22 protein-coding genes are annotated in these 23248 nt (G+C 52.8%); 13 read left to right on the top strand and 9 right to left on the bottom strand.

The features are described 5' to 3' along the window. Positions 1-10: 10 nt before the first annotated feature. A complete protein-coding gene (lpxH, locus tag EO763_RS15485; protein ID WP_161529494.1) occupies positions 11-733 on the bottom strand; it encodes a UDP-2,3-diacylglucosamine diphosphatase in 723 nt (240 codons plus the stop codon). 10 nt (positions 734-743) lie between these two features. Next, a complete protein-coding gene (ppiB, locus tag EO763_RS15480) occupies positions 744-1238 on the bottom strand; it encodes a peptidylprolyl isomerase B (RefSeq protein WP_010280320.1) in 495 nt (164 codons plus the stop codon). Positions 1239-1659: 421 nt separating this feature from the next. On the opposite strand from ppiB, the gene EO763_RS15475 reads away from it, so the two are divergent. Both EO763_RS15475 and cysS read left to right on the top strand, forming a co-directional pair. Further along, on the top strand, positions 1660-2091 hold the full coding sequence (locus EO763_RS15475) for a DoxX family protein (RefSeq protein ID WP_039492306.1): 432 nt from the start codon (positions 1660-1662) through the stop codon (positions 2089-2091). Between the two features lie 306 nt (positions 2092-2397). Continuing rightward, entirely contained in the window at positions 2398-3783 is a 1386-nt protein-coding gene (gene cysS, locus EO763_RS15470) for a cysteine--tRNA ligase (protein WP_161529493.1), read from the top strand. A 90-nt stretch (positions 3784-3873) separates the two neighbouring features. On the opposite strand, the gene ybcJ is transcribed toward cysS, so the two are convergent. From ybcJ to EO763_RS15455, 3 genes are all read right to left on the bottom strand, one after another. After that, entirely contained in the window at positions 3874-4086 is a 213-nt protein-coding gene (ybcJ, locus tag EO763_RS15465) for a ribosome-associated protein YbcJ (RefSeq protein WP_010307422.1), read from the bottom strand. A gap of 36 nt (positions 4087-4122) precedes the next feature. Then, entirely contained in the window at positions 4123-4986 is an 864-nt protein-coding gene (folD, locus tag EO763_RS15460) for a bifunctional methylenetetrahydrofolate dehydrogenase/methenyltetrahydrofolate cyclohydrolase FolD (RefSeq protein ID WP_161529492.1), read from the bottom strand. Between the two features lie 313 nt (positions 4987-5299). Then, a complete protein-coding gene (locus EO763_RS15455; protein WP_161529491.1) occupies positions 5300-6847 on the bottom strand; it encodes a sensor domain-containing diguanylate cyclase in 1548 nt (515 codons plus the stop codon). 551 nt (positions 6848-7398) lie between these two features. Here EO763_RS15455 and EO763_RS15450 point away from each other — a divergent pair. From EO763_RS15450 to arnF, 8 genes are all read left to right on the top strand, one after another. After that, on the top strand, positions 7399-8565 hold the full coding sequence (locus EO763_RS15450; protein WP_161529490.1) for a nucleotide sugar dehydrogenase: 1167 nt from the start codon (positions 7399-7401) through the stop codon (positions 8563-8565). 219 nt (positions 8566-8784) lie between these two features. Then, positions 8785-9933 carry a UDP-4-amino-4-deoxy-L-arabinose aminotransferase gene (arnB, locus tag EO763_RS15445; RefSeq protein ID WP_161529489.1) on the top strand — a complete coding sequence of 383 codons (1149 nt, stop codon included), beginning with the start codon at positions 8785-8787 and terminating at the stop codon, positions 9931-9933. Next, positions 9926-10909 carry an undecaprenyl-phosphate 4-deoxy-4-formamido-L-arabinose transferase gene (gene arnC / locus EO763_RS15440; RefSeq protein WP_208851961.1) on the top strand — a complete coding sequence of 328 codons (984 nt, stop codon included), beginning with the start codon at positions 9926-9928 and terminating at the stop codon, positions 10907-10909. The genes arnB and arnC overlap by 8 nt, the downstream gene beginning before the upstream one ends. Next, positions 10906-12906: a bifunctional UDP-4-amino-4-deoxy-L-arabinose formyltransferase/UDP-glucuronic acid oxidase ArnA gene (gene arnA / locus EO763_RS15435; RefSeq protein WP_161529488.1), complete on the top strand. Its 2001-nt coding sequence runs from the start codon at positions 10906-10908 to the stop codon at positions 12904-12906. The genes arnC and arnA overlap by 4 nt, the downstream gene beginning before the upstream one ends. After that, complete coding sequence (gene arnD, locus EO763_RS15430) at positions 12903-13796, top strand: 4-deoxy-4-formamido-L-arabinose-phosphoundecaprenol deformylase (protein ID WP_161529487.1); 894 nt, start codon at positions 12903-12905, stop codon at positions 13794-13796. Before arnA ends, arnD begins: the two co-directional genes overlap by 4 nt. 17 nt (positions 13797-13813) lie before the next feature. Then, the gene (locus tag EO763_RS15425) at positions 13814-15520 is read left to right on the top strand and encodes a 4-amino-4-deoxy-L-arabinose lipid A transferase (RefSeq protein WP_161529486.1); all 1707 of its coding nucleotides are present in this window, start codon (positions 13814-13816) and stop codon (positions 15518-15520) included. After that, positions 15517-15858 (top strand): 4-amino-4-deoxy-L-arabinose-phosphoundecaprenol flippase subunit ArnE, encoded by a 342-nt coding sequence (gene arnE / locus EO763_RS15420; RefSeq protein WP_039492288.1) that lies wholly within the window; start codon positions 15517-15519, stop codon positions 15856-15858. Before EO763_RS15425 ends, arnE begins: the two co-directional genes overlap by 4 nt. After that, entirely contained in the window at positions 15858-16250 is a 393-nt protein-coding gene (gene arnF / locus EO763_RS15415; RefSeq protein ID WP_161530417.1) for a 4-amino-4-deoxy-L-arabinose-phosphoundecaprenol flippase subunit ArnF, read from the top strand. Before arnE ends, arnF begins: the two co-directional genes overlap by 1 nt. 17 nt (positions 16251-16267) lie before the next feature. Here the strand turns inward: arnF and EO763_RS15410 are convergent, their stop codons facing one another. From EO763_RS15410 to EO763_RS15400, 3 genes are all read right to left on the bottom strand, one after another. Continuing rightward, positions 16268-17338, bottom strand: coding sequence for an ABC transporter ATP-binding protein (locus EO763_RS15410; RefSeq protein WP_161529485.1), 1071 nt, complete (start codon positions 17336-17338; stop codon positions 16268-16270). Between the two features lie 2 nt (positions 17339-17340). Beyond that, a complete protein-coding gene (locus tag EO763_RS15405; RefSeq protein ID WP_161529484.1) occupies positions 17341-18918 on the bottom strand; it encodes an ABC transporter permease in 1578 nt (525 codons plus the stop codon). A 155-nt stretch (positions 18919-19073) separates the two neighbouring features. Beyond that, complete coding sequence (locus EO763_RS15400) at positions 19074-20090, bottom strand: iron ABC transporter substrate-binding protein (protein WP_161529483.1); 1017 nt, start codon at positions 20088-20090, stop codon at positions 19074-19076. A 498-nt stretch (positions 20091-20588) separates the two neighbouring features. Here EO763_RS15400 and EO763_RS15395 point away from each other — a divergent pair, with 498 nt between their 5' ends. Then, positions 20589-20912, top strand: a complete 324-nt coding sequence (locus EO763_RS15395) for a PTS sugar transporter subunit IIA (RefSeq protein WP_010280285.1) — start codon at positions 20589-20591, stop codon at positions 20910-20912. Positions 20913-21001: 89 nt separating this feature from the next. On the opposite strand, the gene EO763_RS15390 is transcribed toward EO763_RS15395, so the two are convergent. Beyond that, positions 21002-21442 carry a (R)-mandelonitrile lyase gene (locus tag EO763_RS15390; RefSeq protein ID WP_208852015.1) on the bottom strand — a complete coding sequence of 147 codons (441 nt, stop codon included), beginning with the start codon at positions 21440-21442 and terminating at the stop codon, positions 21002-21004. Positions 21443-21720: 278 nt separating this feature from the next. Here EO763_RS15390 and EO763_RS15385 point away from each other — a divergent pair, with 278 nt between their 5' ends. Then, complete coding sequence (locus EO763_RS15385) at positions 21721-22614, top strand: LysR family transcriptional regulator (RefSeq protein WP_161529482.1); 894 nt, start codon at positions 21721-21723, stop codon at positions 22612-22614. A 141-nt stretch (positions 22615-22755) separates the two neighbouring features. Next, complete coding sequence (locus EO763_RS15380; protein ID WP_161529481.1) at positions 22756-23229, top strand: hypothetical protein; 474 nt, start codon at positions 22756-22758, stop codon at positions 23227-23229. Positions 23230-23248: the final 19 nt, after the last annotated feature.

Below are 23248 nucleotides of genomic sequence, written 5' to 3'. Positions count from 1 at the left end.
AGGAAACGCATTAAAATGGGAAGGAAATCAGTTCGATATTTTGTGGCGTGACCTTAATCATCGACCCTTCTTCATGCCAGGCTCCGAGAACGGCGCGACGACCAGACGATTCACCGAGAGCGACCTGATGAATGGCCGGACGGTGCGTGTGACCGTGGATCATCGTCTTCACCTGATAATGTCGCAAACGTTCAAGCACGGCGTCGTGATTGACATCCATAATCTGCTGCGACTTCTTCTGGTTTTCGTGCTGGCTGGTTGCCCGCATCTTCGCCGCAATTTTCATACGTAGCGACAGCGGTAATAGCAGGAAGAGTCGCTGAATAAATGGGTTGTGTACCCGACGGCGGAATTGCTGGTAATGCCGATCGTCAGTGCACAACGTATCGCCATGCAGAATGAGAATCTTTTGGCTGTAGAGATCGAGCACCGTTTCTGTCGGTAGCAGCGTCATTCCACTCTGCTTGGCGAAACGCTTACCGATCAGGAAATCACGGTTACCGTGCACGAAATAGCAGGGAATGCCGCGCTGATGTAAGGCATACAGTTCCGTGGCGACAGTCGCATGCAGTGGCTGAGGATCGTCGTCACCTATCCAGGCGTCGAACAGGTCGCCAAGTATGTACAGCGCATCGGCATGGAGCGCGTCATGGCGTAAAAAACGCAGAAAACCGGCGGTAATCGCCGGTTCATGAACACTTAAATGCAGATCGGCAATGAACAGCGTTGCCATGCAGGTCGGATTATTCGCTGACCGTTACGTGGGTAATCACCACGTCTTCTTTCGGTACGTCCTGATGCATGCCGCTGCGGCCAGTAGCCACGCCTTTGATTTTATCAACAACGTCCATGCCTTCGGTGACTTCAGCGAAGACGCAGTAGCCCCAACCATCGGCACGCTCTGAACGGAAGTTCAGGAAATCGTTATCAACGAGGTTGATAAAGAACTGGGCAGTCGCAGAGTGCGGATCGTTGGTACGTGCCATCGCCAGCGTGCCACGGGTATTTTTCAGGCCGTTGTTGGCTTCATTTTTGATTGTCGCATTGGTTTCTTTCTGATCCATGCCGGGAGCGAAGCCACCGCCCTGAATCATAAAACCATTAATCACGCGGTGAAAAATCGTGTTGTCATAAAAACCGCTGCGACAGTAGTTCAGGAAGTTTTCTACGGTAACCGGCGCTTTGTCTGCAAACGTGTTAATAACGATATCGCCGTGGTTGGTATGAAGCGTAATCATAATAATGAACCCTAGATAGCCTTAGTGATTAAGAGTGCAGTTCACAAAAGACGGTGAACAACAAGAGCGCTGTTATAGCACAACTGGTCGATTGAGTCAGTACTTCGCTATTGCCGTACAGGTGTTGGCGGTTGGATGGATGAGAAAATCGTATAAAAAGGTTTACTACTCTGATTTTGGTAGGCGTCAAATAATATGTGCACTTAGGAATAGTGCGCAATAAGGTGTTAATCAGGCAATAGGGACTTTTAAAAACAAATAAATTGATCAAAATTTCAAATAACAGTTAATTAATTTGAATGAGATTTTTGTTGCCCCAGATCAATGTTTTGCGTAATCAACGTGTTCTTTTTTTGTGGCTCAGATTAATCTGAGAGTAATTCTTATTCTTCATAAATAACTCTAAAGAGATAGGTGAACTATGCTGGGTATTCTGGATAGTGTTAATCGTTTATTAGACAAACCGGATTTTGGCAAACTGTTTTTGCGCGTATCTTTCAGCGTTTTGATGCTGTTTCATGGCTGGCATAAGGTACACGGTGGAATCGGTGCCATTGAAGGCATGCTGGCCTCGGCAGGGCTCCCTGCTTTTGTTGGTTACGGTGTCTATGTCGGAGAAGTCATCACCCCGATTCTGATGATTCTCGGGATTCTTACACGTCCTTCTGCGCTGATCTTCTCTTTCACAATGGTGGTGGCGACATTACTGGTTCACCCTGGTGGTTTCGTCACGCTGGCCAAAACCGGTGCCTGGGGTGTTGAAGGTACGGCGGTGTTCTTCTTTGCGGGCATCGCAATTGCCCTGCTCGGCAGCGGAAAATATTCTGTGATGTCCAACCCGCGCTGGCGTTAATGGTTTTTTGTCGGCGGATTGCTTTTGTCAGTCATCGCCAATGATGTGAAATGGCCCGGATTTTCCGGGCCATTTCATTTTTATCCTTTCTCGCCGATTCCCTCTTCTTATTAACCTTGCAATACAGTAGGGTTCAGGTTTCAATACGCTGTTGGGGTGTAAACCCTGAATACATTGATATTACTGACGCTAGCAGCGAATGTGATTGACCTATCGTGTGAACACGATGTCTTTGTTAAGACCACGTTTTTGTGAAGCCCATTTTTTTGTGAAAACCATTTTTTATAAAAACACTGGAACGCCCTGATGCTAAAGATTTTTAATACGCTGAGTCGCCAAAAAGAGGAATTTAAACCCATCCACGCCGATCAGGTGGGAATGTATGTGTGTGGCATCACCGTTTATGACTTATGTCATATCGGTCACGGGCGTACTTTCGTGGCGTTTGATGTAGTGGCGCGGTATTTGCGGTATCTGGGATATTCACTGAAGTATGTGCGTAATGTCACCGATATTGACGACAAGATTATTAAACGTGCGATCGAAAATGGGGAAACCAGCGACCAACTGACGACCCGTATGATTGCAGAGATGCACGCCGATTTTGATGCGTTGAATATTCTGCGCCCGGATGCTGAACCGCGTGCGACGCACCATATTGCCGACATCATCGAAATGGTGGAAACGCTGATTGCCCGTCGCCACGCCTATGTCGCGAGTAATGGTGATGTGATGTTCTCCGTTGATACCGCGCCGGGCTACGGCGTGCTGTCTCGTCAGGATCTGGATCAGTTGCAGGCTGGCGCGCGCGTTGAAATTACCGAAGTGAAGCGTAACCCGATGGACTTCGTGCTGTGGAAAATGTCCAAGCCGGGTGAGCCTCACTGGTCCTCTCCGTGGGGAGAAGGGCGCCCTGGCTGGCACATCGAATGTTCTGCCATGAACTGCAAACAGCTGGGCACGCATTTTGATATTCACGGCGGCGGTTCAGATTTGATGTTCCCGCACCACGAAAATGAGATCGCGCAGTCCAGTTGTGCACACGACGGCTCGTATGTGAATTACTGGATGCACTCCGGCATGGTGATGGTTGACCGCGAAAAGATGTCAAAGTCGCTCAATAACTTTTTCACCGTACGTGATGTGCTGGCGTATTACGATCCGGAAACCGTGCGTTACTTCCTGATGTCAGGCCATTATCGTAGCCAGTTGAACTACAGCGAAGACAACCTGAAACAGGCGCGTGCAGCGTTGGAACGTTTGTATATCGCGCTGCGTGGAACGGATGCTGGCGTTGCGGCGCATGGCGGTGACGAGTTTGAAGCCCGCTTCCGTGAAGCGATGGACGACGATTTCAACACGCCGGAAGCCTATTCGGTACTGTTTGATATGGCACGTGAAGTTAACCGCCTGAAAACGGAAGATGTACAAGCGGCGAACCAGCTGGCATCGGCACTGCGTAAACTGTCCGGCGTGCTTGGCCTGTTGGAGCAGGATCCTGAGCAGTTCCTGCAAAATGGCGCGCAGGTGGATGACGATGAAGTGCAAGAAATCGAAGCGTTAATCCAGCAGCGTAAAGATGCGCGTGCGGCGAAAGACTGGGCGCTGGCGGATCAGGCTCGCGATCGCTTGAATGACATGGGGATCGTGCTGGAAGATGGCCCGCAGGGAACGATCTGGCGCCGTAAATAACGCTTTCTTCTCGTTATACTCCTTCAGTAAATAAAAAAGCCCGCGACATGAATCGCGGGCTTTTTTTCGCCATGATCGACGCCGTCAGGGTTACTCGGTCACTTTTACCGTTTCGCCATTGAACTGAACGGTTTGCCCGGCAACGATTTTGCAGCGCTTGCGTGTTTCCGTCTGGCCGTCAACGGTCACGTCGCCTGCGGCGATAGACAGTTTGGCTGCTGCGCCACTTTCGCTCCAGCCCAGCAGTTTCAAGAGATCGCACAGTTCAACGTGTGGATGCTTTTCGAGATTAAAGGTTGCCATAAATTCCTGTTTATCGGTGTTTGACCTTATCGCCAATTATTCGGCGTGGTCATGATACTCTTCGCACGCCTGTAGCGTGTTTTGGATCAGTGTGGCAACGGTCATTGGGCCGACGCCGCCCGGTACGGGGCTGATGTAAGATGCTCTTTCCTGCGCCGTTTCAAATTCCACATCGCCGACCACTTTGCCGCTTTCCAGACGGTTAATCCCCACGTCCAGCACAATCGCGCCCGGTTTAACCCATTCGCCGGGGATAAAGCCCGGTTTACCGACCGCGACAACCAGCAGATCGGCGTTTTCAACATGGTGGCGCAGGTTTTTGGTGAAACGGTGCGTGACGGTAGTCGTGCAGCCAGCCAGCAGCAGTTCCAGACTCATCGGACGGCCAACGATATTGGACGCGCCGACGACAACGGCATTCAGCCCGAAGGTGTCGATATTATAACGCTCCAACAGCGTGATGATGCCGCGTGGCGTACAGGCTCGCAGCATGGGCGCGCGCTGACACAGACGACCCACGTTGTAAGGATGGAAGCCATCCACATCTTTACTGGGTGCGATTCGTTCAATCACCTTGGTGTTATCGATGCCTTCCGGCAGCGGAAGCTGAACCAAAATACCGTCAATTGTCTGGTCGGCGTTGAGCTGGTCGATAAGCGCCAACAGCTCAGATTCCGTTGTGGTGATGGGTAAATCATAAGAGCGGGAAATAAAGCCGACTTCTTCACACACCTTGCGCTTGCTGGCGACATAAATCTGTGACGCTGGATTCTCGCCGACCAGCACAACAGCCAGACCCGGCGCGCGTTTTCCTTCTGCTAAACGCTGCGTGACTCGTGCGGCAACTTCGTCTTTGACCTGCTGCGCAATCGTTTTACCATCAATAATCTTTGCTGCCATCTGAGAAAAGACCCATCAATTTGAAATAGGGGGAGATGGCCGCTATTTTGTCAGAAGCTGCGTGCGCTGTCAGGTATTGCATCAACATTAATTGTATCTATACCCGTCATACTTCAAGTTGCATGTGCGTTGGCTGCGTTCACTCACCCGAATCACTTACCGGAGTAAGTTCATCGGGATGAAATGAGAGACATCCTGTCTCTCACCGGAGGCCAGCCGCTGGCTGGTCAAATTCGTTCCCGACGAATTTGTCCCTCGCTTGCCGCCTGCCTGAAACTCGAATTATTTAGGGTATATGCTCCAATTGCTCTCGCTATTCACTCACCTCGAACCGGTTTTTACCGCCACGTTTGGCGCGATATAGCGCGGCATCGGCAATATCGATAACGGACGACGCCGCTGGTGGCGAGCTATCGGCGCAGAATACGTAGACACCGGCGCTAATGGTGACGATTTTTTCCGGGAATAGCGTGGTTTCATGCGGGATCTTTTCTTCGCGCACTAAATCCAGCGCACGCTGAGCAAGCGCCGCCGCGCTTTGTTTATCAGTCTCGGTGATAATGATAGCGAACTCCTCACCGCCATAGCGGGCGACCAAATCTTCGTGACGCCTCAGCATATTGCTCAGGATGTTACCAATTTTGCGCAGGCACTCATCGCCCGCCACATGCCCATAATGGTCGTTATATTTCTTGAAAGCGTCGACGTCGATCATGATCAGCGCGATACACAGCTGCTTCTCTGCAGCCTGCAATAGAGTTTGTTGCAGGAAAATATCGAACTGGCGGCGGTTGGCTAACCCCGTCAGGCCATCGAACAGCGCCAGCGTTTGCAGCGTGTGGTTAACCGACGTGAGTTCATCACGCACGATGGTCAAATCGATCTGATTTTTCAAATTCATACGAATTTGCCTCAGCACGATCAGGCCGAGCAGGGTAATAGTGAACAGCAGGATTAAGGTAATGACACCGTAGACCAGACTGTCTGTTTTCCATTTATCGAGCACTAGGTTGAGATCGTAACCTGCGGCAATGACGATAGGATAGCGCTTCAGGCGCGTATAGCCGTAGATGCGTTCGATATGATCGATGATAGAGACGAATGTCGCTGTTCCGCTTTCGGACTTTTTCAGGTGTTCTGCAAACAGTGGGCCGTTGGACACATTACGGTTGACGTAGGAATCGTCATAAGGCCGACCATACAGAATACGACCATCGGAAAGCAAAATGGCGAGTACATCCATGTTCCCCATGGAATAGTAGCCGTAATACTGCTTGAAATAGTTTAGTGAGAGCGTGGCGAGCAAGACGCCGTCAAAACTGCCGTCTGATTTATTGATACGCATAGAAACAGGGATAATCAGATCGCCAGTAGAACGGCTCTGAATCACGCTGTCGATGTGCATAGTCTGGCTGACGTTGTTCTGGTGATATTTGAAATACTCTCTGTCGGCGTTATTGGCATTGGCGGGTTTTGCTATGCCGGAGTTCACTACCCATTCGCCTTTGTCGTCGTAAATGAAGATGCCATGCAACTGCGGTAGCGCCGCTTTACGGCTTTTTAGAATATCGCCCAGACGGTTCAGTTGCTCGGGGGATTGACCATCCTGCTCGATACGCTCTTGTAAATCCTGTAGTAGGATGTCGACTTGTAAAAAAGTATCTTCGGCATGGCGTGCCAGCGAAAGAGACAGGTTTTTAGCGTTTCGCTCGGTGGAATCGATAAGCTGTTGGTGAGAATTGAAGACTGCCCATCCGTTCAGCGCCACTACTGCGGTGATGATGAATAACATAAAGATGATCATCAATTTTTGCAGCGGCATTTGATACTGGTTGGCCTTGTCACTTGTGCTGACCTTCATTGTCCTTCCCATCCTTAGCCAAAGAAATGACTGATGATTAGTGTAGACGTTTCTGCCAGTTGCGCTGTTATTGATGAGGTTTGCTTATGATTTTTTGCCGATTTTTATCGAATAATAAATCGCTTTGATAAAACGTAACCTATCTACATATCTTATCCATGTACCATTGATAAAGACGTTAAAATAAACATGTGTCATCGTGTTTATTTTCCAAAATCGTCTAAGATAAATAACGTTGTGTTACAGAATTTCATAAAAATTTGTTTTCATGCTAAGTATTAAGCAATGTCACAAGGCGTAAGGGGATCTTTATTTATCATTAAACACGCTATGTTTAATTTTCGTTTAACTGGAATTGCTAATGATAAGGGCATTGTGCTTCTGACGTTATCGATGGATAAGGAAAATGCGTATTTGTGAATGATGGTGACGCACCGTGGGAGTGAAACAAGAAATAAATTGACATGTTACGCCTCTATTCAGATGAAAAAAGAAGAAAGATACTGCGGAGAAATAGGTTTTTTAGCCAGTGATGAAATCAAGAGCCCTTCATGAAAATAGCGATTAGCGGAACGGGATATGTCGGTTTATCGAATGGATTATTATTAGCGCAGCAACATCAGGTTGTGGCGTTGGATATTGTGGCTGAAAAAGTGGCGTTATTGAATCAACGAAAATCGCCGATTAATGACGCCGAGATTGAGTGTTTTTTACAACATGAAACGCTGAATTTTTCCGCTACGCTGGATAAGTATGAAGCGTACACCGATGCGCAGTTCGTGATTATCGCGACGCCGACTGATTACGATCCGCAAACCAACTATTTCAACACATCGTCAGTAGAAGCGGTTATTCGCGACGTTCTGGTGATTAATCCGCAGGCGATTATGGTGATTAAATCGACAGTGCCTGTTGGGTTCACCGAGAAAATCAGCCAACAGTTGGATACGGATAACATCATTTTTTCGCCCGAGTTTTTGCGTGAGGGAAAGGCGCTGCACGACAATCTTTATCCATCACGGATTGTGGTGGGTGAACGGTCAGAAAGGGCAAGATTTTTCGCTAACTTATTGATGGGATGTGCATTAAAAAAAGATATTCGCGTGTTGTTTACCGACCCGACAGAGGCAGAGGCCATAAAATTGTTTGCGAATACCTTCCTGGCGATGCGCGTGGCCTACTTTAACGAGTTGGACAGCTATGCCGAATCACTGGGGCTGAATACTCGGCAGATTATTGAGGGAGTGTGTCTCGACCCTCGTATCGGCGATTACTACAACAATCCTTCTTTCGGCTATGGCGGCTACTGTTTACCGAAGGATACTCGGCAGCTTTTGGCCAATTATCGTACCGTACCGAATAACCTGATCAAGGCTATCGTGGACGCTAACCATACGCGAAAAGACTTCATTGCCGACACGATTATTCGTCGCCATCCGAAAACCGTCGGCGTCCACCGTCTCATCATGAAAGCAGGATCGGATAATTTTCGCTTCTCCTCCATTCAGGGCATTATGAAAAGGATAAAAGCGAAAGGAATCAATGTGGTAATTTACGAACCTGGAATTGATGATGATGATTTTTTAGATTTCCCTATCATTCATCAACTCGACTGTTTTAAACAGCAGTGTGACATTATTATTACCAATCGTTATGCCGATGAATTAAAAGATGTGATGGGGAAAGTCTATACGCGAGACTTATTTGGCGAAGATTGATTTCTTGCTGTAAATCAATAAATCGATATTTTTATTCGGCTATTCGCGAAAAGTTCATTTTTGCATTGTAATTAGTTATGTCTTTTTGCTGTTTTTGTCATGTCGTGCCGTTTATCTGTAGTTTTAGGATTGTCGCAATAAATTAAGGTTGGCTTAAGGTTTCATTATTTAGACTGCTGAATAATGATTTCTCGCCATTATTTATTTTGGGAATACATTATGACGGATTTTTTGCCTTTTTCCCGCCCGAACATGGGCGAAGAGGAAATTGCTGCCGTGGCTGAAGTATTACGATCCGGCTGGATAACCACGGGGCCGAAATGTCAGCAGTTAGAGCAGGCGTTTTGCCAGCGAATAGGGTGCCGACAGGCGATAGCGGTCAGTTCGGCGACGGGCGGGATGCACGTCACGCTGATGGCGCTCGGTGTCGGCTTCGGCGACGAGGTGATTACGCCATCCCAAACCTGGGTTTCAACCGTCAATATCATCACACTCTTGGGCGCGGAACCAGTGATGGTAGACGTAGATCGGCATACGCTGATGGTGCGACCGCAGGATATCGAGGCGGCCATTACACCGAAGACCAAAGCCATTATTCCCGTGCATTATGCCGGTGCGCCTGCCGATCTGGATGCGCTGCGTGCACTCAGTGAACGCTACGGCATCCCGCTGGTTGAGGATGCGGCGCACGCCGTGGGTACGCAATATCGCGATGCGTGGATCGGCGCGAGCGGAACCGCCATTTTCTCGTTTCACGCGATTAAAAATATCACCTGTGCGGAAGGCGGCATGGTGGTGACGGACGACGAGGCTCTCGCCGAACGACTACGCAGCCTGAAGTTTCATGGGCTAGGCGTGGATGCGTTCGACAGGCAGTTACAAGGGCGCAAACCGCAGGCCGAAGTGGTGACGCCGGGGTTTAAATACAATCTGGCGGATATCAATGCAGCGATTGCGCTGGTTCAACTGGACAAACTCCCGGCAATCAACGCCCGCCGTCAGCAGCTTGCGGCGCGCTATCTCACCCAACTGCGTTCGCTGCCGCTCCAGCCGCTGGCCGTGCCTGACTATCCCCATCTGCACGCCTGGCATCTGTTTATGGTACGCGTAGATGAAACGCAATGCGGCATATCGCGTGATGATTTGATGGCGGCATTACAGGCGCTTGGCATTGGCACCGGGCTGCATTTCAGAGCGGTGCATACGCAGAAATACTACCGTGAGCGCTATCCCCATTTGCACCTGCCGGCAACGGAATGGAATTCGGCATCGCTGATGACATTGCCGTTGTTCCCCGATATGCAGGACAGCGATGTCGATCGCGTCGTCGCGGCGTTAACCTCGATTTTGGAGTCTGTTCGTGATTGATGACATCAAAAATGTTTCTATTGTGATTCCCGTTTATAACGAAGAAGAGAGCCTGCCGGCACTGATCGAACGCACGCTGGCAGCCTGTCGGCAGGTCGGTAAACCCTGGGAGATCATTCTGGTTGATGACGGCAGCAGCGATCGTTCGGCGGATCTACTGACCGAAGCGGCGAGTGACCCAGAAAAGCACATTATTGCCGTGCTGTTGAATCGCAACTATGGCCAGCATTCGGCCATCATGGCGGGATTCCAGCAGGCGGTAGGCGACGTGGTGATCACGCTGGATGCCGATTTACAGAATCCGCCGGAAGAAATTCCGCGACTGGTGGAGTACGCCGCGCAAGGGTATGACGTGGTCGGCACCGTGCGGGCAAACCGGAAGGATTCACTGTTTCGCAAACTGGCCTCGAAAACCATCAACATGATGATCCGGCGTTCAACCGGGAAATCGATGGTGGATTACGGCTGTATGCTGCGCGCGTATCGTCGTCACATTGTCAGCGCGATGCTGCGCTGCCACGAACGCAGCACCTTTATTCCTATCCTTGCCAATACCTTCGCCCGGAAAACCATCGAGATCGATGTGCTGCACGCCGAGCGCGAATTCGGTACGTCCAAATACAGCTTTCTGAAGCTGATTAACCTGATGTACGACCTGCTGACCTGCCTGACGACGACACCGCTGCGCATACTCAGCCTGATTGGCAGCGTCGTTGCGCTGTCGGGATTCCTGCTGGCGCTGCTGTTGATCGGCCTGCGTCTGTTCTTCGGTGCGGAATGGGCGGCAGAGGGCGTGTTCACGCTGTTTGCCGTGCTGTTCATGTTTATCGGCGCACAGTTCGTCGGGATGGGGCTATTGGGGGAATACATCGGCCGTATCTATACCGATGTCCGTGCCCGACCACGCTATTTTGTGCAAAAAACAGTGAGTGCGGCAACGCCACTGACCACCAGCTTACGGGATGAAGAAGAATGAAAGCGATCGTATTTGCCTACCATGATATCGGCTGCGTCGGTCTTGAGGCGTTAAAGCTCGCGGGCTATGAGATTCAAGCCGTGTTCACACACAGCGATGCGCCGGGCGAGAACCACTTCTATGCGTCGGTGGCGAAAGCGGCCGCCGAGATGGACGTGCCGGTGTTTGCACCGGAAGACATTAACCATCCGCTCTGGGTGAACCGCATTCGGGAACTGGCACCGGATGTTATTTTTTCCTTCTATTATCGCACGTTATTAAGCGATGACATTCTCCAGTTGCCAGCGTTTGGCGCATTCAATCTGCATGGTTCACTGCTGCCGCACTACCGGGGACGTGCGCCAGTGAACTGGGTGTTGGTGAACGGTGAAACGCAGACGGGCGTGACGCTGCACAAGATGGTTTCTCGCGCTGATGCGGGCGATATCGTTGCCCAGTCCGTGGTGGCGATTGACGAGGAAGACACCGCGCTGACGCTGCATGGAAAATGCCGTACCGCCGCTGCCACTTTGCTGGCGCAGCAATTACCGCTGATCCGCTCGCGTGAGATTACGCTGACGCCGCAGGATGAAAGCCGGGCCAGCTATTTCGGACGTCGCACGGCGGCAGATGGGCTGATCGACTGGCACAAAAGCGCCCGTGAGATTAACAACCTGATCCGCGCGGTGACGGAGCCGTATCCGGGCGCGTTTACGTTTATTGGTGAGCGCAACGTGACGATTTGGCGCGCTCGTGTTGTAAAGGACAAGATCGGTGGTGAGCCGGGCGCGATTATCTCGACGTCGCCGCTGGTGGTGTCCTGTGGTAAAGACGCACTTGAGATCGTCAGCGGACAGAGTGAGACCGGGCTGTATATGTCTGGCAGCCGACTGGCGGCGGAAATGGGCATGGTGCCGCAGGCGCGACTGGGTAACCTCGCCAGCCGTGTGCAGCGACGCCGCACGCGCGTCCTGATCCTCGGCGTGAACGGTTTTATCGGTAACCATCTGACAGAACGCCTGCTGCGTGACGATCGCTATGAGATCTACGGGCTGGATATCAGCTCGGATGCCATCGCCCGTTTTCTTGGCGATCCGCGTTTCCATTTTGTGGAAGGCGATATCAGCATCCATAACGAATGGATCGAATACCACATCAAGAAATGCGATGTCATTCTGCCGCTGGTGGCGATTGCCACGCCGATTGAATACACCCGTAACCCGCTGCGCGTGTTTGAGCTGGATTTTGAAGAGAACCTGAAAATCGTGCGCGACTGCGTGCGCTACAACAAACGCATCGTTTTCCCGTCCACCTCAGAAGTGTACGGCATGTGTGATGACAAAGAGTTTGATGAAGACACCTCGCGCCTGATTGTCGGGCCGATCAACAAGCAGCGCTGGATTTACTCCGTATCCAAGCAGTTGCTGGATCGGGTGATCTGGGCCTACGGCGCGAAAAACGGCCTGCGTTTCACGCTGTTCCGTCCGTTTAACTGGATGGGGCCGCGTCTGGATACGCTGGATGCGGCACGTATCGGTAGCTCCCGTGCCATTACTCAATTGATCCTTAATTTGGTGGAAGGATCGCCAATCAAGCTGGTGGATGGCGGGGCGCAGAAACGCTGCTTTACCGACATTCACGATGGTATTGAAGCGCTGTTCCGTATTATTGAAAACCATAACGGCCAGTGTGACGGCCAGATCATCAACATCGGCAATCCGCATAATGAAGCCAGTATCCGCGAACTGGGCGAAATGCTGCTGACCAGCTTTAATGCGCACCCGCTGCGCGATCGCTTCCCGCCGTTCGCCGGATTTATTGATGTGGAAAGCAGCAGCTATTACGGCAAGGGCTATCAGGACGTGGCGCACCGCACGCCAAGCATTCGTAACGCTAAACGCCTGCTGGCATGGGAACCAACGGTGAAGATGGAGCAAACCGTCGCGGAAACGCTGGACTACTTCCTGCGTACCGTTGACCCCCTGCAATCAGACAACGCCACGGATGCACAGAGATGACGCGTGTTGGCCTGCGGATAGATGTCGATACCTGGCGCGGTACGCGGGACGGCGTGCCTGCGCTGCTGGATGTGCTGGCAGAGTTCGATATTCAGGCGAGTGTCTTTTTTAGCGTCGGGCCGGACAACATGGGGCGTCACCTGTGGCGTCTGCTGCGTCCACGCTTTTTATGGAAGATGCTGCGTTCCAACGCGGCCTCGCTCTACGGCTGGGATATCTTGCTGGCCGGTACGGCGTGGCCGGGGCGTCATATCGGCGCACGGTTTGGCTCGTTAATCCGCCAGACGCACGACGCAGGCCATGAAGTCGGGCTACATGCCTGGGATCATCATGGCTGGCAGGCGAATGTCGCCCGCTGGTCGGATGCGCAACTAGCTGCGCAGTTCCGTGAAGGAATGGACGCGCTGACATCGATTCTGCCATCGCCGGTGCGCTGTTCCGCTGTGGCGGGCTGGCGAGCCGATCCGCGTGTTGTAGAGATGAAGCAGCGCTGGAATCTGGACTATAACAGCGACTGCCGCGGCACTCGACCTTTCCGACCACGCCTGAAAAATGGTGATTTGGGTACCGTGCAGATCCCAGTCACATTGCCGACCTACGATGAAGTCATCGGCGAACGCGTGAGTGACGACGAATTTAACGACTTTATTCTTGAGGCGATCCAGCAGGATCGCGGCGTGCCGGTCTACACCATCCATGCGGAGGTTGAAGGTGGTGCGAAGCTGGTGTTGTTCCGTCAGTTACTGCTTCGCGCCCGTCAGCAGCACATCGAATTTTGTCCGCTTTCCTCATTGCTGCCTGATGACCGAGCCACGTTGCCCGTCGGGCGGATTGAACGCGCGCCGTTTCCTGGGCGGGAAGGGTGGCTTGGTGTGCAAACGGAAGAATAAATCAAGCAGGAGATAGCATGGAAAAAGGCATGATAAGGCTGAAAAGCACCATGATATTGGTGCTATTTGCTTTGCTCTACCTGTTGCCGCTTAACGGTCGCTGGCTGTGGTCGCCGGACGAAACGCGCTATGCCGAAATCAGCCGCGAGATGCTTCAGCGTGGCGATTGGATCGTGCCGCATTTGCTGGGTATTCGCTACTTTGAGAAACCCGTTGCGGGCTACTGGCTGAATAACATCAGTCAGTGGTTATTAGGTCATACCAATTTTTCCGTGCGTTTTGCCTCGGTATTTTCTACCGGGTTGAGTGCGCTGCTGGTGTTCTGGCTAGCGATGCTGCTGTGGAAAAACCAGCGTACCGCGCTGTTGGCGGCGACGATCTATCTGACATCGCTGCTCGTGTATGGTATCGGCACGTACAGCGTGCTCGATCCGATGGTGACGCTCTGGATGACGGCGGCGCTGTTCAGCCACGTGCTGATTCAGCGTGCTACGCTGACGCGTGAGCGGCTCGCGGCTTGGGGGCTGATGGGACTGGCCTGCGGCATGGGATTTATGACCAAAGGCTTTCTGGCGCTGGCCTTGCCGGTCATCAGTGTGCTGCCGGTGGCGCTGGCCTTGCCGGTCATCAGTGTGCTGCCGGTGGCGCTGGCGCAAAAGCGGATTAAGGAATTGCTGCTGTTCGGGCCGCTGGCGATTGTCGTCGCGGTATTGCTGAGTGCGCCGTGGGCGCTGGCGGTGCATACGCGAGAAGCCGATTACTGGCATTACTTCTTTTGGATTGAACATATCCAGCGTTTTGCCGAAGACGATGCGCAGCATAAAGCGCCGTTCTGGTATTACCTGCCCGTTTTAATTCTCGGGACGTTCCCTTGGCTGGCGCTGCTGCCGGGCGCGTTGCGTAGCGGCTGGACGGAACGGAAGGCGTACCCGGAGCGGTTCCTCCTGCTGTGCTGGATGGTGATGCCGCTGCTGTTTTTCAGCATCGCTAAAGGTAAGCTGCTGACCTACATTCTGCCGTGCTTTGCACCGCTGGCGCTGTTGATGGCGGCGTGGCTTTCCGGGCTGGCACCCACAATTCGCGAACGAGTATTGCGCATCAATAGCTGGCTCAATATTGCCTTCGGCAGCGTGCTGGCGCTCGCTGTTGCGGCACTTGGCCTCGGCATCATCGTGCCGCATTTCTATCAGTCGGGAGAAGGGCTGACCATCGTCTCGGGGATTGTCTGTTTTATCGGCTGGGTGATCTTTGCCGCTGTCAGCCTGAAAACGCAGCGGGCGTGGGGCTATCTGGTCGCGGGCTGTCCGTTATTTCTGGCGCTGCTTGTTGGCGGGAGTATTCCGGCGAGCGTGGTGGATTCAAAGAACCCCCAAACCTTTATTCGTAGCCATCAGCCGTTGCTGCAAGACAGCCGCTATGTGCTTAGCGACGAGGTGGGGCTGGCCGCCGGACTAGCGTGGGAGTTGAAGCGTAGCGATATCACGTTATTTAAGGTGCGGGGCGAGCTGAACTATGGGCTGAACTATGCCGATTCTGCTGATCGCTTTGTCGATGAAGGGGCTTTTCCAGCCTGGCTTGCCGAGAAACGGCGTAGCGGAAATGTCGCGCTGGTGCTGAAGATCGACCGTGACAGCGATGATGAGTATCGCAATCTGCCTGCACCTAATCAGTTGAGAAAATCGCACCGTTACGTGCTGCTGTTTTATAGGCAGGTAGCGCCATGAGTTATCTATTGGTTGCCATTGTCTGCCTGCTGACCAGTTTAGGGCAACTGTGCCAGAAACAGGCGGTGGAGTGCTGGCGGCGTTTACCGACGCATCGACGCCAGCGCGTGACGCTGGGATGGCTGATGGTGGCGGCCTTGCTGCTCGGCATCGGGCTGCTGTTGTGGCTTGTGGTGTTGCAGCATCTCCCGCTCGGTGTGGCGTATCCGCTGCTGAGTATCAATTTTGTTCTGGTCACGCTGCTGGCGCACTACGGGTTTGGTGAGCGTGTGGATAGGCACCACTGGTGGGGCATTGCGCTGATTGTCACCGGTATCTATCTGATGCAGGGGGGATGATGGCGAAAAGAGGCTATATCTGGGCGATTATCAGCATTGTGCTAGCCAGCACCGCGCAGGTGTTAATGAAAAGCGGTATGCTGGCGCTGCCGAGCATTTCCTTCGCGCACTGGCCGTCGCTCAGCTCGTTGGTAGCGGGCTGGCCTGCGGTTGCGGTGCTGGTCGGGGGGATTTGCTACGGGCTGTCGATGGTGTGCTGGTTCATGGTGCTACGCTATTTGCCGTTAAGCCGCGCCTATCCGCTGATTAGCTTAAGCTACGCAGTGGTTTATCTGGCGGCGGTTTTCCTACCGTGGCTGAATGAACCGATGAGCCTGCGTAAAACCCTCGGCGTCCTGATTATTCTGCTGGGTGTCTGGCTGGTGAGTCGTAACGCACAGGCGGTGCGTTAAGCCGCCTGCGAAGGTGATTATTGACTGAAAACGTGTGCCGCACCGTTCACGCTCAGGCTGACCTGCTGGCCGACGGCAAAAGCGGCGTGGCTGACGGTTTTCAGTTCAATGATACTGGCATCTGCGCGGTGGACGTGCAGAGTCAGCGTGGAAACAAAGCCGGAAAAATCAACTTTACGGATGGTCGCGCGAATCGTCGCGGCGCTATTGACTTCAACGCTATCAACCTCAACGTTATCAACCCCTGCATCCTGAATCACAATCTGCTCCGGTCTGAGCATGATTCTTGCCTTCCCGTTTACTGCTGGATGATCCACCGCGATACGCCCAAGCAGGCAGTCAGCCCGACCGCCGTCAATCTGCGCATCGAGAATCAGCGTTTCGCCGAGGAAGGTCGCGATGTCCTCACTGTTAGGCTGGTGGTAAAGCGCCCACGGCGAGCCGGATTGCGACAGCTGGCCATCACGCATGACAACAACCCGATCGGCAAAGGACAGCGCCTCTCCCTGATCGTGAGTTACCAGAATCGATGCCACGTTAGCCTGCTGCAAGACGTCCATCACCGCTTTACGGGTGGCGGCACGCAGGCCGGTATCCAGCGCGGAAAACGGTTCATCCAGCAGCATCAATGCAGGGCGCTGCGCTAGCGCGCGAGCCAGTGCGACACGCTGCTGTTGACCGCCTGAAATTTCATGCGGTGAGTGCTTCCGCAAATGCGCCGGAAGGGAAACCAGCGCCATCAGCTCATCTACGCGCTTTTGCTTTTCCGCCTTCGTGCCTTTTAGCCCAAAGGCGATGTTGTCCGCGATGCAGAGATGCGGGAACAGCGCGCCGTCCTGCGGTACGTAGCCGATTCTGCGCTGATGGGCAGGAACGGACAGCCCGTTATCGCAGAGCGTCTGCCCATTTAGCGTGATGATGCCGGTATCCGGTTTTTCAAATCCGGCAATCAGGCGCAGCAGTGTGGTTTTCCCCGAGCCGGACGGACCGACAACCGCGGTGCGGCGGCTGTTTTCTAGCGTCAGATGAATGTCAGACAGCACGGTGTGCCCGTTAAAGCTTTTACTGACGCGATGAAGTTCCAACATGATTACCGCCCCGCCATTTTTTGTGATTGCGTGTAGAGAAACCAGGTCCACGGCAGCGACAGTAGGACCAGAATAAGTGCGTAGGGTGCCGCCGCAGGATAATCGATCTCACTGGTGAGTGCCCAAAAGCCGGTCGCCAGCGTGCGGGTGCCGTTGGGAGCCAGCAGCAGCGTGGCGGTCAGCTCGTTAATGATCGCCAGAAAGACGAGCGTTGCCCCGGTTGCAACGCCGGGTGCCGCGAGCCGAATGGTCACGGTCATTAACGTCTGCAACGGCGAACGCCCCAGACTGGCTGCAACCTGCTCCAGTTCTACCGGTGCCTGTGCGATACCCGCGCGTAGATTAACCAGCGCCCGTGGCATAAACATCAGCAGATAAGCCAGCAACACGGTAAATTCGGTCTGATAGAGCGGCCTGATGAGGTGAATGGTGGTAGTCACCAACGCCAGCGCAACGACGATACCCGGCAGAGAGCTGGTGATGTAATTACACCCTTCCAGAAACCGAAACAGGCGGCTGGGGTGGCGGATTGTCAGCCAGGCCATCGGGATCGCGGCGAGCGTTGTCAGGGCGGCCCCGCTCAGCGCCAGCGTCATGGTTTGGCGAAAGGCATCAAGCAGTTCGCGGCGTTGCCACACCTCCCAGCCGCCAAACCACAGCCAGCGAAACAGCGTAATAAAAGGCACGCCGAGTGTCAGCACGACCAGCGCTGTCAGTAACAGCAGAGCCAGTAACCACGGAAGCGGCGACAGGCGTACTGGCGTGACAACCTGCGGCGCGCCAGAGCCGACATGGGCATAGCGCGTAACACCGCGCACGCGGGCATCCGCACACAGCAGAAACAGACACAGCAATGCCAGCACGCCAGCCAGCATGTTGGCCGCGGGGCCATTAAACGTTGACTGAAACTGATCGAAAATCGCGGTAGTAAAGGTATCGAAACGGATCATGGCAAACAGGCCATACTCCGCCAGCAGATGCAGCGCAATCAGCAGCAGCCCGCCGCCAATAGCCAGCTTTAGCTGCGGCAGCACCACGCGGAAAAACACGGTAATAGGAGGGACGCCCAGCGTAGCCGCGACATCTTCCAGCGCCGGGTTAAGGCGTCGCAGCGTTGCGGCGCAAGGTAAATACAGAAACGGTAAATAGGCGACGACGGATAAAAACACGCCAGCCGGCAGGCCATGTAGACCGGGCGCCGCGCTGATCCAGGCATAGCTCTGGACAAATGCGGGGATCGCCAGCGGCGCGGTGAGCAGCAGTGACCACAGGCGTCGGGCAGGCAGAGTCGTGCGCTCTGTCAGCCAGGCCAGCAGCACGCCCAGCACCGTACAAATCGGCAGCGTCAGAACCACCAGCAGCACCGTATTTGTCAGGAGTTCACCGACGCGTGGGCGGAAGAGCAGGGCGCGGGCCGTTTCCCAGCCGGTATCAATGCTAACGCCAATCACAAAGCCCAGCGGAACAAATCCCAACAGGGATAGCGTCAGGGCGACGATCGTAAGTAGCGCGGCGGGCTTGCGTAATGGCGGAGAGGGGGCGGTGAACGTGGTGGTTTCGCTATAGCTAACGTTTGTCATACGGCCTGTAGCTGCCTCGTCAAGACGGTATTTTAAGACGGTGAAGCCGCGCTGAGCGGGCATTCGGGTGAAGATTCGTCAGGACGCGAACGCCCTGACGAAAGGGGCTGTCGTTACAGCCTCTGTATTACAATCCACGCGTTAAGAACGATGCGTTACAGCAAGCCAGCTTGCGTCATCAGATCCACGACTTTTTTGCTGTTGAGCTTGGCGGCATCGACTTTTGGTGCATCCAGATCTTTCAGCGGAACCAGTTTGTCATTTGAGGCTGCGTTAACGCCAACGGCATATTCAAACGCATTGTTGGTACGCAATACCTCTTGACCGGATTTGCCCGTAATCCACTTAATAAAGGCCTGTGCTTCTTTTGCATGCTTGCTGGATGCCAGTACGCCGCCGCCTGAAATGCTGACGAACGCGCCCGGATCTTTATGCTTGAAGTAGTACAGCTTCGTGTTGTTACTGTTTTCGCCGGTTTTAGCCTGATCGACAAAACGGTAATAGTGATAGATCACGCCGCTATCAATTTGGCCCGCGTTCACAGCCTTCATCACCGTGCTGTTGCCTTTGTAGGCGGTGAAGTTCTCTTTCATGCCTTTCAGCCATTCTTGCGTGGCTTTCTCGCCCTTCAGCTCCAGATAGGCGCTGACGATGGCCTGAAAATCTGCACCGGATGGGGACGCCGCCCAGCGGCCTTTCCATTCTGGCTTCGCCAGATCGGCTAAGGATTTCGGCAGTTGAGCGTCGGTAAATTTGGTCGGATTGTAGACAAAGACGGTGGAGCGTGCGGCAATTCCGATCCAGCGGCCGTGGGACGGACGATAGTCAGACGGCACCTGAGCGAGGGTGTCTTTATCCAGTGGAGCAAAGAGATCGGCATTATCGACCAGCACCATCGACGGTGAGTTTTCAGTCAGGAATACATCGGCAGGGGACGATTTCCCTTCCTGCACCAGTTGGTTGCCCAATTCGGTGTCGCTGCCATTGCGCAGTGTCACCTTGATGCCGGTTTCTTTGGTAAAACCATCAACCCAGGATTTCACGAGGTTTTCATGTTGGGCATTGTAAATCACAATCCCTTCATCGTTTTCTGCTGCAGTTGCCGATGCGCTGAGAGCCAAACCGGAAGCGAATAAAACGGCAGAACTCAGTAATCCAAAACCAAGCTTCATATTATGTACCCTTATCAATACCTGTCGTGTTTGCGTATTGCTGGCCTACATGCGTTCCCCACGCCGCTCACGATAGCCATGCTATTTGGCGACACAGGACGGGGTGTAGTGGCAGTCGGAAAAGAATTCTACATATCGGTAATAATAATGATAGTTATTATTATTTCGCTTTCTTAAGGTTAAATTAAGGTTCCGGTGAATGTGATATTTCGGGCATCACTTTATTTCAACGCGTGTCGCAGTGTGAATGTGTATAAATCTATCGCCTAAAAAGCAGGCTGACGCTTCTGTGAAATTTATTTCATCGGAAATGAGACATAACGTCATGATTTACAGAAACAAATACTGATTCATCATCTATATTTACTGTGCAGGCTGTGAGTAGCGATACAACAAATGCACCGTATTTGCTTCGGTGTCACGTGCGCTTGTCTGCAATTTGGGGTTAATTGACCGACAAAAAGGTGACACAGCAACTGATATTCGGGGGATGGAAAAATGGATGTAGAAACGCGGATGATTGAGCTTATCGTTAAATCTGGCGAAACACGTTCCTGCGCAATGGAAGCACTGAGATCCGCTCGTCGAGGGGAGTGGGATCACGTCGATGAACTATTAAAAATGGCGGCGGTGGCGCTGAACCGGGCGCAATTGATCCAGACCGGATTTATTGGCAACCAGAGTAAGGAAAAAGCCAATATCGAACTTATTGTTGTACACGCACAGGATCACCTGATGAATGCGATGCTGTGCCGTGAGCTGGCTGAAGAGATTATTGAACTCAGAAAAGAGGTCTCTGGCGTCAATCTCCACATGCGCTAACCGCATCGTTGAGCAAAGGAAAAAGCCATTCAGTTTCACACTGAGTGGCTTTGCTGTTTCTACCCTTTGCCGATTTTTTCCTTATGGTGCTACTTCCCGTTTTCGTACTGCTCGTCGCTCACTTTTTCCAGCCAGTCGACTGGGCTGCCGTTAAGTGACTCGGCAATGGCAATGTGCGTCATCGCGGTTTGTGCCGTCGCGCCGTGCCAGTGTTTTACGCCTTCGGGTATCCAGACGATATCACCCTGATTGATCTCCTGAATGTCGCCCCCCCATTCCTGAAGCCAGCCCCGACCCTGCGTGACGATCAGCGTCTGGCCGAGCGGATGGGTATGCCATGCGGTGCGTGCGCCGGGTTCAAAGGTGACCGTCGCGCCGCCAACCTGAGCGGGGGCGGTGCCCTGAAAGGGCGCATCAATACGAACATTGCCGGAAAAATAGCTTTCCGGGCCAGGCTGGGACGGGTGTGAACCACTGCGGGTAATTTTCAATTTTTCCTCCCTTTCGGCAATCGCAGCTGAGGCTAACATGGATAACATCACGGCAGAGGCAGCAAGCCATTTCACTTTTTATGACGGACATCCTTGTCCGTCACCCTGCGGGCTGTCGCAAGCGATGTTGAAAAACATTACTGCGATTTATGAGAGAGCACCAGAGGGCAAAACCAGCAAGCGGCTATGAATTATATTCATTAATTGCGCCGCGTAATGCGGGCGTTATGTCCCGCTGTTGATTTTCAGCGTAGCTTAATTAGCGATTGATCGTTTCACATGGGCATCATTCATGACACCACTCTTTGGATACTCTGATGTTAAAAGAAAATTTTAATGACCTCATTTCATTCCTTGTGGTGGCAAGAGAACGCAGTTTTACCAAAGCGGCGGCGAAGCTCGGGCTTTCTCAGTCGGCACTAAGCCATTCAATTCGCGGCCTTGAAGAACGGCTTGGCGTGCGGTTGCTGACCCGAACCACGCGGAGCGTCGCCCCGACGGAGGCGGGAGAGAAGCTGGCACATAGCCTCGGCCCGCACTTCGCGGATATTGAAAGTGAGCTGGTGGCGCTGGGCGACATGCGCGAGCGGCCTGCGGGGAATATTCGTATTACGGCAGGGGAGCATGCGGTTGATTCGGTATTATGGCCGGTGTTAAAGCCATTTTTGGCGAATTACCCCGATATTAACGTCGAAATTACGATGGATAACGCTTTAGCCGATATCGTTCTCGGCCGCTTTGATGCGGGTATTCGCCTGGGTGAACAGGTGGAGAAAGACATGATCGCCGTGCGTGTCGCACCGGAAATGAGCATGGCGGTGGTCGGTTCCCCGAACTATTTCGCACGCAATCCGGCCCCCGCGACGCCACAGGATTTACAGCATCACCGCTGTATTAACATGCGTCTGCCGACGATGGGCGGTATCTACGCGTGGGAATTTGAAAAAAACGGTCGGGAAATCAAGGTACGTGTTGAGGGACAACTGACCATGAATAGCCTGCGTCAGCGGATCGACGCGGCACTCATCGGGCTTGGTCTGGCCTATGTGCCGGAAGATTCGGTGCGAGATGACATTGCCTGCGGGCGCCTGATTCGGGTGCTGACGGAATGGTGCCCGCCATTCCCAGGCTACTACCTGTATTATCCCAGCCGCAAACAGCATACCACCGCCTTTTCACTGTTTGTGGAAGCGCTGCGCTACCCGCGTTAGCAGCTACGCGGCAGTGATTTTAATGGCATTTCCCCTCCGGTCAAAAAATATGGTGATTATATTCTTGAACATGATGTACTTCATGTTGTAATGTTATCTTATGAATAACGACAGCGTATAGACTAGAATGGAGTGATGATCATGGAACCTATCACGAACGAATCCCAGTGCATTGAAAATATTGAAAAATTCAACGATGAACTTGTGTCGTCAACCGACCATAAACTCTATGATTACCTGCCTTATTTTCGGGCCTGGTACGCCTATAAATCACAGGATGGCTGGCTTCTTGCACCGAGCAAATATGTCGGCTATGCAGGGATGGATAGAGACAAATACATTCAACATCTGGACAGCCTTGATGGGCGAACGTCCGAAAGTAATCTATCGCGCTTCTCCGTTGCCGCAGAAGGAAAAGAAAAAGAGCTTCTGATGGGGAAGGTTGCTGAGCTGTTGTCTTCATTTGGTAAATTGCCGAATAAGTTGCTGAGAGTCTCAGTGATGAGAAACAGCAGCGTGGCTGATGAAGAAAATAGCACCATTGATGCCATTGTGACGATGATAAATTCACTACCGCCTTATATGAGTCAGGCGATTAAAAAGCGGTTGAGATAATCGGCTCTGCTACCACATC

The sequence above is a fragment of the Pectobacterium odoriferum genome, assembly GCF_009931295.1.
Classification (GTDB): Bacteria; Pseudomonadota; Gammaproteobacteria; order Enterobacterales; family Enterobacteriaceae; genus Pectobacterium; species Pectobacterium odoriferum.
The sequence above is the reverse complement of the archived record's forward strand: the minus strand, read 5'-3'. Positions and strand labels throughout refer to the sequence as shown.